We start from the raw sequence: 16,305 nt of genomic DNA on the forward strand, positions 1-16,305 counted from the left end.
CCGATGCGGAAACGAGCGATCGGTCATCGAAGGTGCTACTGGAACGCCGTCTCGAAGAAGGAGCGCAGCTTGCGGGAATGAAGGCGCTCGACCGGCATGTCGGCGAGACTCTGCATCGCGCGGATGCCGATCTCCAGATGCTGCGCCACCTGCCGCTTGTAGAACTCCGTCGCCATGCCGGGCAGCTTCAGCTCGCCGTGCAGCGGCTTGTCGGATACGCAAAGGAGGGTGCCGTAGGGCACGCGCAGCCGGTATCCGTTGGCCGCGATCGTGGCCGACTCCATGTCGAGCGCGACCGCACGCGATTTCGACAGGCGCTCCACCGGCTCTGTCTGGTCGCGTAGCTCCCAGTTGCGGTTGTCGATGGTCGCCACCGTTCCGGTCCGCATGATGCGTTTGAGATCGTAGCCTTCGAGGCCCGTCACGTCCGCCACCGCCTGCTCAAGCGCCACCTGCACCTCGGCGAGCGGCGGGATCGGCACCCAGGCCGGCAGATCGGCGTCGAGCACGTGGTCCTCGCGCACATAGGCATGCGCCAGCACGTAATCGCCGAGCGCCTGCGTGTTGCGCAGCCCGGCGCAGTGGCCGAGCATCAGCCAAGCGTGCGGGCGCAGGACGGCCACATGATCGGTGATCGTCTTGGCGTTGGACGGGCCAACGCCGATATTGACCATGGTGATGCCGTTCGAGCCGGCCCGGGTCAGGTGATAGGCCGGCATCTGTGGCAGGCGCGGGGGCGCAAGGCCCCGCTCGGGCTTGCTGTCGCCGGCACGGGTGACGACGTTGCCCGGCTCGACGAAACTCTCGTAGCCCCGCCCGCCGTCTTCCATCAGCAGACGGGCCATGGCGCAGAACTCGTCCACGTAGAACTGGTAGTTCGTGAAGAGCACGAAGTTCTGGAAATGCTGCGGGCTCGTCGCCGTGTAGTGCGCGAGGCGCAGGAGCGAGTAGTCGACGCGCTGGGCGGTGAACGGCGCCAGCGGCAGCGGCTCGCCGGGCTTGGGCACGTAGTTGCCGTTGACGATGCGATCGTCCGTCGCCTCGAGGTCCGGCACGTCGAAGATGTCGCGCAGCGGCTTGTTCAGCTTCTCCGCCCGCGCGCCGTCGACATGGGTGCCTTCGGGAAGGGCGAAGTGCAGCGGGATCGGCGTCTTCGACACGCCGACCTCGATGGGTTGCCCGTGGTTCTTCAGGAGCTGCTCGAACTGTTGGACGAGGTAGCCGCCGAAGAGTTCGGGCCGGGTGATCGTGGTGGCGTAGTGGCCAGGGCCCGGCACGAAGCCGAAGGACAGGCGCGAATCGACGCGGGCATGGCCCGCCGTGCGGATCGCGACCTGCGGATAGAAGGCCCGATAGCGTCGCGACGTGTCGCTCGTCTCCAGCACTTCGTCGAAGCTGTCGCACAGGAAGTCGGCCGAAGCGGCATAGATCCGCTTCAGCGCCTCGACCGCAGCCTCAGCATCGGTGAAGGCCTGCGTCGCGATGGGCGCGGGTGTCAGGGGTTCGGAAGCGGGATGCGCGAAACGGTCGGTCATGAACCCTGTTTAGCGGAGGTCCGTGACGGGCGAAATGGGCTCTAGCGAACGCAGACCGCGCCCCGGTCGTAGCAGCCCTGCGTGGCCGTCGCGAGCGGACCGTGGGACTGGCGATCCTGCTCCACCAGCGTGGAGAAGCTGATCGCGAAGAGGGCCATGAGCGATGTGACGATGGACAGGCGGACGATCACGGCGGTCTCCTCTTCTCTCGTTCCCGATCATTGCTGACGGAAGCTGAATTCGGGCTGGAGCCGTCGTTCAGCCTGCGTTCACGCAGCGTTCGCCGATCGCGGCTCGTTTCGGCTGCCTCGCGCCGCTGCCAGTCGACCCGCGTCGCACTAGTTTGAAGCCCAACGCAGCGCTCGGAGGCAGCATGGCCGATCAGACGAAGCCCATCGAATTGCACTACTGGCCGACGCCGAACGGCTGGAAGGTCTCGATCCTTCTGGAGGAACTGGGCGTCCCATACGACCTGAAGCTCGTCAACATCGGCGCCGGCGACCAGTTCAAGCCGGAGTTCCTGGCGATCTCGCCCAACAACCGCATGCCCGCCATCGTTGATCCCGAAGGACCGGGCGGCCAGCCGATCTCGGTCTTCGAGTCGGGCGCCATCCTGCAATATCTCGCCCGCAAGTTCGGCCGCTTCTATCCCGCCGACGAGCGCAAGCGCGTCGCAGTCGACGAGTGGCTGTTCTGGCAGGTCGGTGGCCTCGGGCCGATGGCCGGCCAGGCCCACCATTTCCGCCAGTACGCGCCGGAGAAGATCTCCTACGGCATCGACCGATACACCAACGAGGTCAACCGTTTGTACGGGGTCATGAACAAGCGGCTTCAGGGGCGCGACTTCCTGGCCGACGAATACTCGATCGCCGACATGGCCTGCGTCGGCTGGATCGTGCCGCACAAGAACCAGGGGCAGGACCTCGACGACTTCCCCCATCTCAAGCGCTGGTTCGAGACGCTGAACGCGCGGCCTGCCGTGGAGCGGGGCCTGGCGGTGGGCAAGGAGGAGCGCGAGAAGCTCAACCTCGCCCAGGACAAGAACGCCCAGAGCGTCCTGTTCGGCCAAAGGGCGCGCTAAGTCCTCAGTCCTTGAACAGGAAGATCACCGCGACGATCGCGTAGACGCCGACATAGATCCACGCCCAGCGGCGGAAGCTCTCGGGCGTGGATCGGTCCGACCGCTTGCGCAGCCAGGCATAGAGCCGCAGATCCAGGATGCCGAGCGGGATCGAGAGCAGGACTGCCCCGACGACGGCCGTTGTCCAGGCGGCTGCGCCGGTGAGCGGCAGGTGGTTGTAGACGAACGAGACCACCGGCATGTGGCAGAGGTAGAGCGCATAGCTCCAGTCGCCGAGCTTCGTGGCGGCGCGCTCCATCGTCGAATGGTCCGACCGGCGCGCCTCGAACGAGACGGCGAGGCCGACGAGGATCACGGCTGCGACGGCCGCGAGGAGCCGGCCCGCGCCGACCGAACTCGTGCCGGGAATGGCGATCGCGGCAGCCACGGCGAGCCCCGCGAACGCCGGATGGAAGAGGTTCCGGCGCACCAGCCAGGGAATGAGCAGCCCGCCCGCGAAGGCCGCGGTCGCCGACATGATGGGGATTTCGAGGAAACTCACCGCGATGCGGGCCTGCCCGTCGGGGGCGATCAGCGTGCCGGCGATCGACAGGAGGAGGGCGACGACGGCGACGGCCTCCAGGCGCCGCGCCAGCCCCACAGCCGCCACGAGGAAAAGCGCGACGTAGAAGAAGAGCTCGAAGACGAGCGTCCACTCCACCATCAGTCGGTAGTTGCCGTTCTGGCCGATCGCCACGAGCGAGAGCGCCCGCATGTCCACTCCGGGGTCGCCGAAGAGGACGACGGGAAGCACCAGCGAGGCGACGATGAAGATCGGATAGATGCGCAGGATGCGGTGGATCAGGAAGTTCGGTGCCGGCGTCGTCTTCAGGATATCCGCCATCAGCGCACCGGAGATGGCGAAGAAGATCGCGACACCGAGGATGCCGAACCGATGGTTGAAGACGGCTGCGAAGCGCTCGTCGCCGAACTCGGCCGCCAGATGGCCGGACGCGTGGTAGAACACGACGAACAGCGCAGCCACCGCCCGCAGCCATTGGAGGTTGCGGTTGCGCGAGCGTCGCTGGAACACCGGCTCGTGGACGGCCTCGACGGAGCGAGGCGCTATGTGCGCGGTCTCGGCCGTGCTGGCGCCGGCCATCAGCCGGACTTTCCGGCGCGCGTCCATGTCTGCGACCGGCAGAACACCTTCGCGACGCAGCCGGTCAGGACCAGCTTGTCGCCGGTGATCTCGACGCGCCCGTCGTAGCTCTTGTCGCTGCTGGGATCGACCACGGTCCCGGTGTAGCGGGTGCCGCTACCCTCGACCGTGCCCACCGTCTTGCCCTTGTAGGCCCCGGAATTGACGGTGGAGCAGAACTTCGCGCCGCAGGGTTTGTAGTCGACCGTCTCGCCGTTCGTGAGGCGCCAGGTGCCGACGATCGGCTCGGCCGCAAGGGCCGGCGTGCAGAGGACGGCCAGAAGGGTCGCGGCGGCGAACGGTTTGAACATGGGTCGGCTCCCGGTTGTGCGAGCGCGAGCGATCCCCCGAAACCGCTCGTCGCGTCAAGACGGCTGTGCTCTCACCCGCGCCCCAACGCCGCGCAGCGACGACCGATACAGGGCGTCAGCTCTTGAAGATGAAGACGAACGCCATGATCAGATAGACGCAGACATAGATCCAGGCCCAGCGCCGGATGGTTTGGGGGTTGGCCCCGTTGGAGCGTCGCCGGAGCCATCCGTAGAGGCGGATATCGATCATGCCGAGCGGAATGGCGACCAGGATCGCGGCACCCATCGCCAGGATCCATTCGACGACAGGCGGTGCCGATATCGACGTGAAGACGAATGTCAGCACCGACATGTGGCAGAGGTAGATCGCGTAGCTCCAGTCGCCGAGCTTCGTGGCGGCGCGACACAGGAGGTTGGCGTCGTCCGCATGCTGGTCGTGGGAGATCACGATGCCGACGACGAGAACCGCCGACAGCGCTCCGAGCAGGCGACAGACACCGATATCGTCGATCGTCGAGGCCAGCATGGCGCAGGCCATGGCGACGCCGGTAAGCCCGGGCTGGAAAGCCTTCATCTCGATCAGCCTCGGGATCAGCAGTCCTCCCGCGAAGGCAGCCGTCGCCGACAGCAGCGGAATCTCGTAAATCTTGACGAAGATCGCCCCCTGGATTTCGGGGCGAACGATCACGCCGATCACCGTCAGCACGATGGCGCCGACCGCGATCGCTTCGAGCTTGCGGACGTATCCGAGGATCGAGACGAAGAAGATCACCACGTAGAAGAAGAGCTCGAAGATCAGCGTCCATTCGACGGTGCCGAGGCGGAAGTTCCCCTTGTCGCCGATCGGCACCAGCGACAGCGCCCGCAGGTCGATCCCGTAAATGCCGAAGAAGACCACCGGCAAGACGATCGAACAGACGATGAGAAGCGGATAGATCCGAATGATGCGGTGGATCAGGAACTCGTAGGGCGACGTCGTCTTGATGATGTCGGCCATCAGGGCGCCGGAGATCGCGAAGAAGACCGCGACGCCGAGGACCGCGAACCCGTGGTTGAACGACCGGGTGAGGGCCGGAAAGTCGAACAGGAACGACGCCTGGTGCGACGCGTGCGAGAGCAGCACGAACAGGGCTGCGGCACCGCGGAGCCACTGCAGGTTGCGGTTGCGTGCGCGCCGCTGGAAGACCGATTGGTGGATCACCGGCTCGGCGACGTCGGGGGCGCTCATCACCGCCATGCTTGTTTTCCTCGGTTCATCGGACCCATCGGCCCATCGGGCGGGCGCGCGGCACGCCGAACGGCCGCAAGGGCTTGCCTGGCGTTGGGGCCTGGTTGGATCGGTCACACTCGATGAGGGTTGCATGAGCCTGGTCCACCTTCCGGCCAACCCACATCACGCCCCCGACGCTTCGCCGACCGCAGCCCGCGACTCCCCCGACGTCCTGCCCATACACACGCCGAAGTGGCAGGTCGAGAGGACCCACGGCGCGGAGCGAAGAAGGACGGGCAACCGATCAGGAGATCCGAGCCCGCGAACGTCGTGGCAAGATGCGGGTCCGCAACACGGCGGCTCTGTGCCTCACGCGTCGAGGCGGACGCGCTGGAACGGTCGATCGGACCGCGGCTACCGCGCCTAGAGGCGTGTCAGGGACTGCGACCGGCAGATCAGTCCGCCGAGGACGCAGCCGGAGACCGACAGCGTGTCCCCGGTGAGCTTGCCCTTGCCGGAATACTCCTTGCCGCCCTTGGTATAGTCGGTGACGGTTCCCTGGTAGGCGCCCGCGCCCGACGGCGTCATCTTGCCGAAGGTCTTGCCCTTGTTCGGACCGTTCACGTAGGTCAGGCAGAAGTCGCCCCCGCAGGGAGCGATCCGCGCGTCGTTGCCGGACGGCATCCGCCACGTTCCCTCGATCGGGTCTGCTGCCGCCGCGCTGGTCAGCGCCGCCAGCGCCAGGAATGTCAAAGCCAATCGTTTCATCAGGTCCTCCCGGCCGCCCCGTCTTGCTCGCGGGCCTTGCGGCTTACGCAAACGTAAACGGGAAGGCGCGCATCGCCAAGAGCACGAGTTTCGGATGCGATCGCGAGACATGCTGAACGGATGGCAAGGAAAGATGCTGAAGCAAGTTTGAACCGAATCGCCGCAAAGCCCTGAATGCAGGGGGTTCGCGGGATAAGACATCAAGACTTGCCGACAGATGAATCCTGAATTCAACTTCAATTAGGCAAGCATTTTAAGCACCGGTTCAACGGCCGCTGGCAATCTCGTCTCAGGCACCCCGATGGGGCGCAACGGGGATAGAGGACAGGAATCATGGCACGCTTCGACCTTCAGGATGGGGACTTCGGCACCGCGCTCGGGCTTGCGGCGCCGATCGGCGAGACGCTTTTCGCGATGGGCCTGCGCTACGCGTCGGGCCGCGAGGGCGAGACGGACCTCGTGTCGGCACACATGTACTTCAACCTTGCCGACCAGATGGGCTCCGACGACGCGGCGTCGCACCGCCAGGACCTCGCGGCCATGATGACCAAGGCCGAGATCGGCCGCGCGCTGCGCCTTGCCCGCGAATGGCTCGCCCGCAACTGAGCCGTGCCGTCAGCCTTCGGCTCGGCTCAGAGACGCGTCCAGAGCGAGCGCGAAGCGGTCGAGTTCGTCGTCCCGGCCGACCGTCACGCGGATGGTGCGATCCAGCGGCGCCACGCCCGGCATGCGGATGAAGACTTGGTGCTCGAGCACGCCTTCGAGGATCCGCCGCGCATAGGTGCCGTCCCGGCCGCAGTCGATGGCCACGAAATTGGTAGCCGAGGGCAGGGCGCGCAGACCTGCGGTCGCCGCGATCTCTTCCAGGCGCGAGCGGGCCCGCACGATCCGTCCCACGACGTCGGCGAGATAAGCCTGATCCCCGAGCGCGGCGAGCGCGCCCGCCTGGGCCATGCGCGATACCCCGAAGTGATTGCGCACCTTGTGGAAATGCGCGACCGTTTCGGCGGCACCGAACACGAATGCCACGCGTACGCCCGCCATGCCGTAGGCTTTGGAGAAGGTGCGAAAGCGCAGGACGTTCGGCCGGATCTCGGACGCCGCCGGCAGCGCCGACGCCGGCGCGAGATCGCTATAGGCCTCGTCCAGCACCAGAAGCGTTCCCTCCGGCACGGCGTCCATCAGGCGCCGAACGGCGTCCGCCTCGTGCCAGCTTCCCGTCGGATTGTCCGGATTGGCGAAGTAGACGAGCTTCGGGCGCACCTCCCGCATCCGTTCGATCAGCGCGTCGATGTCCTCGCGATCGTCGCGGTACGGCACGAAATCGAGCGTGCCGCCGTGTCCGGTGACATGGTAGTTGAAGGTCGGATAGGCACCCAGCGACGTGACGACGCGGTCGCCCGGCTCGAGCACGATCTGCGTCAGCAGGCCGAACAGGCCGTCGATCCCCTCTCCGACCACCACCTCCTCGAAGCGGATGCCGACATGCGCCGCGATGGCTTCGCGCAGGGCGTGATGCTCCGGGTCGCCATAGGCCCAGCTGTCCCGCGCCGCACGGCTCATTGCCTCGACCACGAGCGGCGAGGGGCCGAAGGTGCTTTCGTTGGCGCCGAGCCGCGCCAGGAACGGGCGACCGAGCCGGCGCTCCAGGGCTTCGGGGCCGACAAATGGGATCGTGGCGGGAAGGGCCAGGGTACGCGCGTTGAACGGCATTCGGGATCTCGCAGCGGGTCGGTCCTGCCGTTTTAGAGACTCAGGCGTCTGCTGGACAGATGTCTTGCCGTTGCGCCAAAAACCCGTTGATAAACGAAGGCTTGCGGCTGCCCGTCCTTGAAACCGACCGGGCGCCCGCCCACGCTTCGGTCATGCGCGCGCAGTTTGATTTCCCCGTCCGATGATCCGCTTCCTCCACACGGCCGACTGGCAGATCGGCAAGCCCTTCGGCGGCTATCCCGAGGAAACACGGGCCGAACTGCGCGCCGAGCGCTTCAACGCCGTGCGCCGCGTGGCGGCACTGGCCGAGGCACGTGGCGCCGCGTTCGCGGTCGTGGCGGGCGACGCCTTCGACGGCAACACGGTGTCCGACCGCGACATCCAGCGCACACTGGACGCCATGTCCGGCTTCACCGGCACCTGGATCATGCTCCCGGGCAACCACGATCCCGCGGTCAGCGTCTCGGTCTGGTCGCGGCTTGCCCGCTTCGATACCCGCGCGCGCGTCATCGTCGCCGACCGGCCGGAGCCGATCGAACTTTGCGAGGGGCGTGCCGTGGTCCTGCCGGCGCCGCTGCTGCGCCATCACGAAGGCGCCGATCTCACCGAGTGGTTCGACGCGGCCGTCTCTTCGTCGCATGTCGTGCGCGTCGGCCTGGCGCACGGGGCCGTCGCCAACCGGCTGCCGGCGGCGGCCGAAAGCGGCAATCCCATCGCAGACGACCGTGCGGACCGTGCCCGCCTCGACTATCTGGCGCTGGGAGACTGGCACGGTTTCCTCGAGATCGCGCCGCGCACATTCTATAGCGGCACGCCCGAGGCCGATCGCTATCCCGCCAACGAGCCGGGTTTCGCGGCCCTTGTTGATATCGACGGGCCGGGCGCGTCCCCCCGGGTCGAAAGGGTGCGCACCGCGCGCTTCGAATGGTGCGCCATGGCGATCGACATCCATGGCGATGCCGGCGCGCTCGACCATGCCCTCGCGGCGCTTCCTGCACCGGGCGAGACGCTGGTCGACCTCACGCTGCGCGGAACGCTCTCCCTGCGCGAGCGGATCGCTCTCGACGAAGCGCTCGCGAACTGGCAACCGCGCCTCTTCGACCTGCGTCTTCGCGACGACGGTCTTCTGGACGAGCCGGACGAGGAGGACCTCGACCGCATCGACGCGGCCGGCTTCGTGCGCACCGCGGTGGACCGGCTCCGCGCCAAGGCCGCCAGCCGCGAGGACCCCGAGCGTGCCGCCGCCGCGCTCGCGCTTCGCATGATGTTTGCCGAGCACGCCCGTCTCGGGCGGCGGGAGGGCTGAAACCGTGTATCTGCGCACCCTGACGCTCCGCGAGTTCGCCGGCGTGTCGTCCCTCGCCCTCGACCGGTTCGAGGACGGGCTGAACGTGATCGTGGGCGACAACGAGGCCGGCAAGTCCACCGTTCTCACAGCGCTGCGGGCTGCCTTCTTCCAGAAGCATCGGTCCACCGGAGAAGCGACGCGGGCTCTGGTGCCCTATGGCCGGCAGGTCCGTCCGGAGATCGAGATCGCCTTCTCGCTCGGCGGCACGGACTATGAGCTGCGCAAGGCCTTCCTGCAGAAGCCGGAGGCCGAACTCAGCTGGCCCGGCGGCCGGCTTCAAGGCGACGCGGTGGAGGAGCGGCTCGCCGAACTCCTGCGCTTCACCCATTCGGGCGCGCGCAAGCCGAAGGACGGTGACTTCGTCGGCACGTTCGGCCTGCTTTGGGTCGACCAGGGACGCTCCACCGAGGGCCTGGATCTCGGCGCGGGGCGCGACGCCGTCACCGCGTCGCTGGAGGGCGAGGTCAGTCAGGTCCTCGGCGGCGAACGGGGGCGGGCCCTGATCGCGGCCTCTCGCGCCCGGCAGGACCGGTTCTTCACCGAGACCCTGCGGGTCAAGGCGAACTCGCCGCTCCGCGAGGCCGAGGACACGCTGGAGCGGCTGCGCGAGGCTCTGGGTCAGCGTCGCGCGGCCCTTGCCGACTATCGCACCAAGCTGCAGCGCCTGTCCGACCGGCGCTCGGTGCTACGCTCCTATGAGAAGGACGATGCGGTCGGCGTGGCCGCCGCCGGTCTCGCCCGCGCCGAGGCGCAGCAAAGGGCGCTCGGGGATCTTCGGCGCGACTGCACCGAGGCCGAGCGCGACCTCAGACACGCGCTGACGGCCCGCGAGCACGCGGGCGAGCGCTTGCGCGTTCGCGAGGCGCTGCTGGCCGCCGCCGCCAAGGCCGTGGGGCAGGAGGAAGAAGAACGCCTTCGCCTTGCCGAGCACCGCGAGGCAGCCGAGCGGGAACGCCGGCACCTGTCCGAACTCGAAGGCGCTCTCGTGGCGGCTCGTGCCGCGCTGGAGGAGGCCGAGCGCCGCGCCGAGACCGCTCGCATCGCCGGCGAACGCGCCCGTCTCGCCCGGGAGATCGAGCGGCTCGATGCGCAGTTGACCGAGGGCCGCCGTCTGGCCGCCGCGCTCGACGCCCTGTCCGGCGCGGTCGCGCAACGCACCGCGACCCGCCGCGACATCGGGGAGCTGGAGGAGATCGAGCGGGCGTGCCGCGAGGCGGAGATCCGCCTGTCGGCCGCCTCGCCGACCGTGACGTTCGCGCCGGAAACGGCGGGGGGCGCCGTGCTTGTCGACGGCAAGCCCCTGACGAACGTGTCGGGCCACACGGTTTCGGCGCGAACCGCGTTTCACCTGCCGGGCTTCGGCACGGTCACGATCGAGCCGGGGGGCGGATCGGCGTCGCTTGCCGACGAGGCCGCTCGCAGTCGGGCCCGATTGGCGGCGCGACTCGCCGAACTCGGAGGGCCAAGCGTGGAGGAGGTGCGGCGCTCGGTGCGGGCCGGTGAGGAGCGGGCGATCGAGACGAAGCGGCTCCGCGAACTTCTCGCCGCGAGGCTGCCGTCGGGCCTTCAGGCCGCCGAAGTCGAGTTGCGGGCCCTGCGCGAAGCGGCAGCCGCGCTGCCGCCGGAGGATGGTCGATCCGACGTCGGCGATCTCGCGGCCGTCCGCGCCGAAGCACAGGCCGCGCGCGAACGCGTGTCGCGCGCCGAAGGCAGCCTCGACGCGGCAAGGCGTGATCTGCGTGCGGCCGAATCGGACCTTGTGGGCCGCGAGGCCCGGGCCGCTCATCTGCTCGCGGAGGCCCGGCGGCTGCGGACGGAGGCGGACGACGCCGAAGCGGCGCGCGCGATGGCGGCGCTGCGCGAGGACATGGCCGCCGCCGAGCTGGAGCGTGCCGCGCGCGAGGCGGTGTACGACGCGCGGCGCCGGGCGCTTGCGGAAGGCGATCCCGAAACCGTGGAGCGGACGGTGGCCGCCAAGCGTCGCGCGCGCGACGAGATCGAACGCACGCTGGTCGCGCTCCGAGGCGAGGTCGCCAGTCTCGAGGGAGAGTTGCGCGTTCAGGGCGCGAACGCGCTCGACGAGGAGATCGCAAGGCTCGAAGGCGAGGTGGAGCACGCCGAGCGCCTTCGCACCCGGCTGGCCCTGGAGGCGGAGGCCTCGCGGCTTCTCCATCAGACGCTGCTGCAGGCCCAGCGCGAGGCCCACGAGTCGTGGCTTGCCCCGATCAAGTCTCACGTCGCGCCCTATCTCCGGCTGATCCATCCCGATTCCGACATCGCGCTCGACGAGGCGACGCTGGAACTCACCGGGCTTCGCCGCCGGGGCGTGGACGAAGACTTCCGCCGTCTCTCTGCTGGTGCGCGCGAACAAGTGGCCGTGGTCACGCGTCTGGCGCTTGCCGAAGTGATCAAGAAAGGCGGGCATCCCGCCACGGTGATACTGGACGATGCTCTGGTGAATACCGACGAGCGGCGGCTGGAGCGCATGCACCATGTGTTGCGCAAGGCGGCCGAAGGACTCCAGGTTATCATCCTGACCTGCCGCGAACGCGACTTCCGCGACATCGGAGCGCCCATCTTTCGCCTCTGACGCGGCGGCGATGCGGCGCCGCGTCCGACCGCAGAACGAACCCGAAGGCCGGTTCGGCCCGGGTTGCGGCCCGGCCTTGGGCGTTGCCCGAAGCTGGCAAAGTGTTGCGGCACAGCGGTTTGGTCAGGTTTGCGCAGGCTTCGGCGCGAAACGGCCGCAATCCTTAACAGGGCGTCAACGAGATCGTGGCGCGTGTGCAACAGCAGTGTGGCCAACACGCCTTGGAGGCGGTGGCATGGCGTTTCCGTGATTGCATCCAAAGCGAGCCTGACTATTCTCACGATCAGAAGAGCGGGGGACGACCCGGACTTCTACAGGGGATGGGGCAGGGAAGGCTGTCCTTCGAAACAAAAGCCCAACCCTAACCTATAACTTGACTGGAGGTCAGGACATGAACATCAAGAGCCTTCTTCTCGGCTCCGCTGCCGCCCTCGTGGCAGTTTCCGGCGCTCGCGCCGCCGACGCCATCGTTGCCGTCGAGCCCGAGCCGGTCGACTACGTCCGCGTTTGCGACGTCTACGGCAAGGGCTTCTACTACATCCCGGGCACCGAGACCTGCCTTTCGGTCGGCGGTTACGTCCGCTTCCAGGTGAACGTCGCCGGTGACCCGGCCCAGAACCTCGAAGGCGACGACTACGACCTGCGCAGCCGCGTCCGCGCCCGTCTGAACTTCGACGCCCGCGAAGAGACCGAACTCGGCACCTTGCGCGCCTTCGTCCGTCTCCAGGCGACCAACCTGTCGGGCGCCAACAACGGCGTTGCGGTCGACCAGGCCTACGCTCAACTCGGCGGCCTGCTCGTTGGTTACCGCGACTCCATGTGGTCGTCGGACATCGGCGGTCTCGAGGACGGCCTTCTGACCGACACCGACCTCATCGTCGGTGACTTCAACACCAACCAGATCTCCTACACCTTCGCCGCGGGCGGCTTCTCGGCCTCGATCGGCCTCGAAGACGACGGCACCGGCGACGTGGTTCCGGACATCCACGGCAAGCTGGTCTATTCCGGCGCCTGGGGCGGTGCCTTCCTGTCGGCCGTCTACGACGAGACCTTCAACCTGGAAGACGTCAACGACCTGTTCGACAACGACGGTCTCTTCACGCTGAGCGGCAACTACCCGACGCTCCTCGAAGACGGCAACAACGGCGCCTTCGCTCTGAAGGGCGGCGTGCTGCTGAAGGACCTCATCGCGCCTGAGTCGCAGCTGAAGATCGAGGGTCACTACGCCTTCGACCCGACCGTCTACGCTGTCACCGACGGTCTGACCACGGCCGGTACCTTCGCCGCCAACAACCCGAACATCCTGAACCCGGTCCCGGGCTCGGTTCCGATCGTCCTCGAGTGGGCCGCCGGTGCGGGCTACGCCCAGGCGTTCGGCAAGGTCGGCGTCGCGGTGTCGGGCCAGTACGGCGAGACCTTCGACACGCGCTTCTTCGTGCGGAACGCTGCAGGTCAGATCCTGCCGCTCGTCTCCTCGGGCGACTACTACGCGCTCGTCGGCAACGTCGGCTACCAGATCACGAACAACTTCGCGACGCTGGCCGAAGTCTCCTACCGGAACGTCGACTTCGGCGGCCCGATCGGCGACACCGATCAGGTCTCGGGCTTCCTGCGCTTCCAGCGCAACTTCTAATCCGAATTCTCGGATCGATAACGAAAGGCCCGGCGCAAGCCGGGCCTTTTGCGTTGGGGGAAGGGCTGCGACGGTGACAGAGGGCTATCGCGGCAATGCGAGGCTCGAAAGCTTCTGTAGCGGTTCCCAGCAAGTCCCCGAGCGCTTACGCCGCGGGAGCCCGCAGACATTTCACGGCCTGGGGAGACCTAACGAGCGTTGCCCCCACAGTTTGTGGCTGCCATGACCGAAAGCTCGCGTTCAGCAGGCTAAAGCGCTCGGCGGTCCTTCCAGGGTATCGCGGTTCGAGATACTCGCGTTCGCCTTTGGCATTGCCCCGGGATCGACGCATTCCAGAGCGCCGGCATCGCCGACCCCTTGAGCCGCGGCCCTCGAAACCAAGTCTCCAAGGCTCCGCACATCGCGTCTGGAGATCAGACCGCCCGCCTTCGATCCGCCGAACAGCCAATCCGTGCCCCATACGAAAATGCCCCGGCGCCTTGGGAGCCGGGGCATTCGATGGAGAATCCGAAGAGGTGAAGCCCCGAGGTTCAGCCTCGGCGGCCGAGGGTCAGGTCGCGCTCGATGTCGAAGCCGGCACCGAGCCGCATCTTGTAGACCTGATAGTTCTCCATCACGCGCTGCACGTAGTTGCGGGTCTCGGTGAAGGGGATCAGTTCGACCCAGTCCACCACTTCGTCGATCGACTTGCGGCGCGGGTCGCCGAACCGGTCGATCCATTCGCGCGCCCGGCGAGGGCCGGCGTTGTAGGCCGCGAAGGTCAGGATGTACGATCCGTCGAAGTTCGAGATCTGCTGGCCGAGATACTGCGTGCCGAGCAGGGTGTTGAACGACACGTCGTTCTGCAGCTTGGTGTCGGAATAGGACAGGCCCGCGTTCTTGGCCAGGCTCCGTCCCGTTGCCGGCATGACCTGGAGTAGACCGAGTGCGCCGACCGGCGACTTGGCGGTCGGGTTGAACGCGCTTTCCTGACGCGCGATCGCATAGGCCAGCGCCTTGCCGGACGCCGAGATGTTGGCGCTCGCCGGGATGACACCGACGGGGAAGGCGAGGGCCGGGGCATCGACGCCGCGCGCATAGGCCGCCTTGCCGACGCCGAGCGCCAGGCTGTGGTCGCCCCGCCTCTCCGCCATCGAGGCGAGGATGGCCAGTTCGCCGGGGCTGTTGAGCTCGTCGGCAAGGGCACGGTAGAGGCTGTCGGCGCGCCAGGCGGAGCCGATCGATTCCAGCCGCTTGATCGCTTGCACCGCCTCGCGGTTCTCGAAGGAACGGCGCTCGCCGGCCGAGGGGCTGGGATAGTTGATTTCGCCCGGTGCGCGGCCGAGCTTGGCTGCGGCGAGCTGTCCGTAATAGGTCGCTCCAAAGCGTGCGGCCCGCCCGTAATATTCGCGCGCGCTGCCCGCGCCGCCGGCTTCCGCCGCCCGGCCCATCCAGTAGAAGGCGCGGGACTGGGTGAGGGGCCGGGAGGAAATCTGGCTGATGCGGGAGAAATGCTTGGAAGCGGTCGCCGCGTCGTTGAGATAGCGGAGCGCGTACCAGCCCGAATGGAACTCGGCTTCCACGGCCTCGGTCACGCCCTCCGCGGAGTGCGCGGCGACGAGGCGATAGGCCGCCTTGCGTTCGCCCTTCTCCAGAAGCATGCGCGAGACGATGCGGCGCTCGTTCCACCAGGCGTCGGGATCCACCAGCGCGTTGCGATCGCGCGGCGCCTTTTCCATGATCGCGGCCGCCTCGAGGATGCGGTCCTTCTTGCGCAGGTTCTCGGCCGCCGTGAACAGGTAGCTCGGGTCCGACTTGAGGCTCGGGTGAACGTTGGCGAGAAGCTGGTCGGCGTTGCCCGCTCCTTGAATGGAGGCGGCGCGCGCCTTGAACAGCGATTCCGCGCCCGCCATCGTCGCGACGCGCGAGGCATCGCCCACCCGGTCGGCGTAGAGCAGCTTGTCCATGCGGAACTTGTGGTCGGCCCGGGTCAGGAGCGCGCCGAAGGTCGAGAGCATGCGGCTCTCCAGCGACTTGTCGAGACGGTCGTTGCGCCAGGAGCGCACGATCAGCTCCTTCGCCTTTACGGCCTGGCCGAGCGCCAGATAGGCCTGCGCCAGCGCCATGGCGCCTTCCGGCGTGCGCGGCGCGTCGCCCGCGAAGGCGGCGACGACGTCGCGCGCCGGCATCGGATCGCGCAGGAGCGCGCGCTCCAGGTTGGCGCGGATGGTGGACATGCCCGGCCAGGCGCGCAGTTCGAGCGCGGTATGGGCGATCTCGGCGGCCGGCACGTCGCTCGTGCCGCGCAGTGCGATCGCCCAGGACAGGATGTGCCGGTCGAGCGAGCCGGGCGCCATGCCCTCGCGGATGGCGAGCGCGCGCCGGATGTCGCGATGCGTGGCGTCGAGCCCGGCCTGAAGGTCGCCCCGGATCGGCGTGACGCTGGAGCTGCGCGATCCCATTGCGGCAATCGACGAGGTGAAGGCCATCGCGTCGGACGGCGGCGCGCCGGCGGGCGCGGCCGGGGCGGGCGCGCGGCGCGCCAGCGGGTTGGCCGAGGGTGCCGGGGCGGGAGGCGCGCCGAAACGGCCGGGATCGGGCTGCGCTTCCTTGCGGCCGAAGAGCTTCGGCATCATGATCTCGGGCAGGCCGAGGCGCGGCATCTCGAACGAATTCACCGGCGCCGTGCCCGTCAGGAGCACCGACAGGAGGACGGGCGCGAGCAACACCTTGGCGCGGGTCGAATGTGTCATCTGGCCTCCTGCTGCAATGCTGCCACACGCGCGTGGGTTCGGCGCGCATGGTTGATCAAAGCTTGCCTCAACGCGGTGAAGAAGGCGTAAACCCTCATCCGATCCCGTCATGCCCTTCGCTTGTTTCGGCGTGATGGCTTCTTTATGGTGCGCCCGTCCGCGCGGACGATCGGCCACATCGCCCGGCCGTCCGGCGAGCGGCGG

Annotated in this window: 13 protein-coding genes; 5 read left to right on the top strand and 8 right to left on the bottom strand. The window is 67.8% G+C overall.

Annotated elements, in window-relative coordinates; genetic code table 11:
- Window positions 1–35 precede the first annotated feature (35 nt).
- Window positions 36–1,535: an AMP nucleosidase gene (locus tag AUL34_RS12195; RefSeq protein WP_061934155.1), complete on the bottom strand. Its 1,500-nt coding sequence runs from the start codon at window positions 1,533–1,535 to the stop codon at window positions 36–38.
- 41 nt (window positions 1,536–1,576) lie between these two features.
- Entirely contained in the window at window positions 1,577–1,726 is a 150-nt protein-coding gene (locus AUL34_RS22275) for a hypothetical protein (protein WP_156420904.1), read from the bottom strand.
- A gap of 182 nt (window positions 1,727–1,908) precedes the next feature.
- Between AUL34_RS22275 and AUL34_RS12200 the strand changes: the two genes are divergently transcribed.
- The gene (locus tag AUL34_RS12200; RefSeq protein WP_061934157.1) at window positions 1,909–2,616 is read left to right on the top strand and encodes a glutathione S-transferase family protein; all 708 of its coding nucleotides are present in this window, start codon (window positions 1,909–1,911) and stop codon (window positions 2,614–2,616) included.
- Between the two features lie 4 nt (window positions 2,617–2,620).
- Here the strand turns inward: AUL34_RS12200 and AUL34_RS12205 are convergent, their stop codons facing one another.
- From AUL34_RS12205 to AUL34_RS12220, 4 genes are all read right to left on the bottom strand, one after another.
- Window positions 2,621–3,757, bottom strand: a complete 1,137-nt coding sequence (locus AUL34_RS12205) for an acyltransferase (protein ID WP_061934159.1) — start codon at window positions 3,755–3,757, stop codon at window positions 2,621–2,623.
- On the bottom strand, window positions 3,757–4,107 hold the full coding sequence (locus AUL34_RS12210; protein WP_061934161.1) for a DUF2147 domain-containing protein: 351 nt from the start codon (window positions 4,105–4,107) through the stop codon (window positions 3,757–3,759). Before AUL34_RS12210 ends, AUL34_RS12205 begins: the two co-directional genes overlap by 1 nt.
- 115 nt (window positions 4,108–4,222) lie before the next feature.
- Complete coding sequence (locus tag AUL34_RS12215; protein ID WP_061934163.1) at window positions 4,223–5,344, bottom strand: acyltransferase; 1,122 nt, start codon at window positions 5,342–5,344, stop codon at window positions 4,223–4,225.
- 396 nt (window positions 5,345–5,740) lie between these two features.
- On the bottom strand, window positions 5,741–6,076 hold the full coding sequence (locus AUL34_RS12220; RefSeq protein ID WP_244492545.1) for a DUF2147 domain-containing protein: 336 nt from the start codon (window positions 6,074–6,076) through the stop codon (window positions 5,741–5,743).
- A gap of 342 nt (window positions 6,077–6,418) precedes the next feature.
- On the opposite strand from AUL34_RS12220, the gene AUL34_RS12225 reads away from it, so the two are divergent.
- The gene (locus AUL34_RS12225) at window positions 6,419–6,691 is read left to right on the top strand and encodes a hypothetical protein (RefSeq protein ID WP_061934167.1); all 273 of its coding nucleotides are present in this window, start codon (window positions 6,419–6,421) and stop codon (window positions 6,689–6,691) included.
- 9 nt (window positions 6,692–6,700) lie between these two features.
- Here the strand turns inward: AUL34_RS12225 and AUL34_RS12230 are convergent, their stop codons facing one another.
- Window positions 6,701–7,798: a pyridoxal phosphate-dependent aminotransferase gene (locus AUL34_RS12230; RefSeq protein ID WP_061934169.1), complete on the bottom strand. Its 1,098-nt coding sequence runs from the start codon at window positions 7,796–7,798 to the stop codon at window positions 6,701–6,703.
- A 181-nt stretch (window positions 7,799–7,979) separates the two neighbouring features.
- Between AUL34_RS12230 and AUL34_RS12235 the strand changes: the two genes are divergently transcribed.
- The 3 genes from AUL34_RS12235 (at window position 7,980) to AUL34_RS12245 (ending at window position 13,369) form a co-directional block, all read left to right on the top strand.
- Window positions 7,980–9,104 (top strand): metallophosphoesterase, encoded by a 1,125-nt coding sequence (locus tag AUL34_RS12235; protein WP_061934171.1) that lies wholly within the window; start codon window positions 7,980–7,982, stop codon window positions 9,102–9,104.
- Between the two features lie 4 nt (window positions 9,105–9,108).
- Window positions 9,109–11,736, top strand: a complete 2,628-nt coding sequence (locus AUL34_RS21905) for an AAA family ATPase (RefSeq protein WP_192845744.1) — start codon at window positions 9,109–9,111, stop codon at window positions 11,734–11,736.
- Between the two features lie 391 nt (window positions 11,737–12,127).
- Window positions 12,128–13,369: a porin gene (locus AUL34_RS12245; RefSeq protein ID WP_061934174.1), complete on the top strand. Its 1,242-nt coding sequence runs from the start codon at window positions 12,128–12,130 to the stop codon at window positions 13,367–13,369.
- Between the two features lie 530 nt (window positions 13,370–13,899).
- Here AUL34_RS12245 and AUL34_RS12250 read toward each other — a convergent pair.
- The gene (locus AUL34_RS12250) at window positions 13,900–16,101 is read right to left on the bottom strand and encodes a lytic transglycosylase domain-containing protein (RefSeq protein WP_061934176.1); all 2,202 of its coding nucleotides are present in this window, start codon (window positions 16,099–16,101) and stop codon (window positions 13,900–13,902) included.
- Window positions 16,102–16,305: the final 204 nt, after the last annotated feature.

The sequence above is a fragment of the Aureimonas sp. AU22 genome (assembly GCF_001463745.1).
Taxonomy (GTDB): domain Bacteria; phylum Pseudomonadota; class Alphaproteobacteria; order Rhizobiales; family Rhizobiaceae; genus Aureimonas.

Bases quoted from the DNA above. Each gene is read 5' to 3' on its own strand.
- AUL34_RS12225 (WP_061934167.1), top strand. From the start codon at position 6,419: ATGGCACGCTTCGACCTTCAGGATGGGGACTTCGGCACCGCGCTCGGG.
- AUL34_RS12250 (WP_061934176.1), bottom strand. From the start codon at position 16,101: ATGACACATTCGACCCGCGCCAAGGTGTTGCTCGCGCCCGTCCTCCTG.
- AUL34_RS12200 (WP_061934157.1), top strand. From the start codon at position 1,909: ATGGCCGATCAGACGAAGCCCATCGAATTGCACTACTGGCCGACGCCG.
- AUL34_RS12210 (WP_061934161.1), bottom strand. From the start codon at position 4,107: ATGTTCAAACCGTTCGCCGCCGCGACCCTTCTGGCCGTCCTCTGCACG.
- AUL34_RS12235 (WP_061934171.1), top strand. From the start codon at position 7,980: ATGATCCGCTTCCTCCACACGGCCGACTGGCAGATCGGCAAGCCCTTC.
- AUL34_RS12205 (WP_061934159.1), bottom strand. From the start codon at position 3,757: ATGGCCGGCGCCAGCACGGCCGAGACCGCGCACATAGCGCCTCGCTCC.
- AUL34_RS12195 (WP_061934155.1), bottom strand. From the start codon at position 1,535: ATGACCGACCGTTTCGCGCATCCCGCTTCCGAACCCCTGACACCCGCG.
- AUL34_RS12230 (WP_061934169.1), bottom strand. From the start codon at position 7,798: ATGCCGTTCAACGCGCGTACCCTGGCCCTTCCCGCCACGATCCCATTT.
- AUL34_RS12215 (WP_061934163.1), bottom strand. From the start codon at position 5,344: ATGGCGGTGATGAGCGCCCCCGACGTCGCCGAGCCGGTGATCCACCAA.
- AUL34_RS12245 (WP_061934174.1), top strand. From the start codon at position 12,128: ATGAACATCAAGAGCCTTCTTCTCGGCTCCGCTGCCGCCCTCGTGGCA.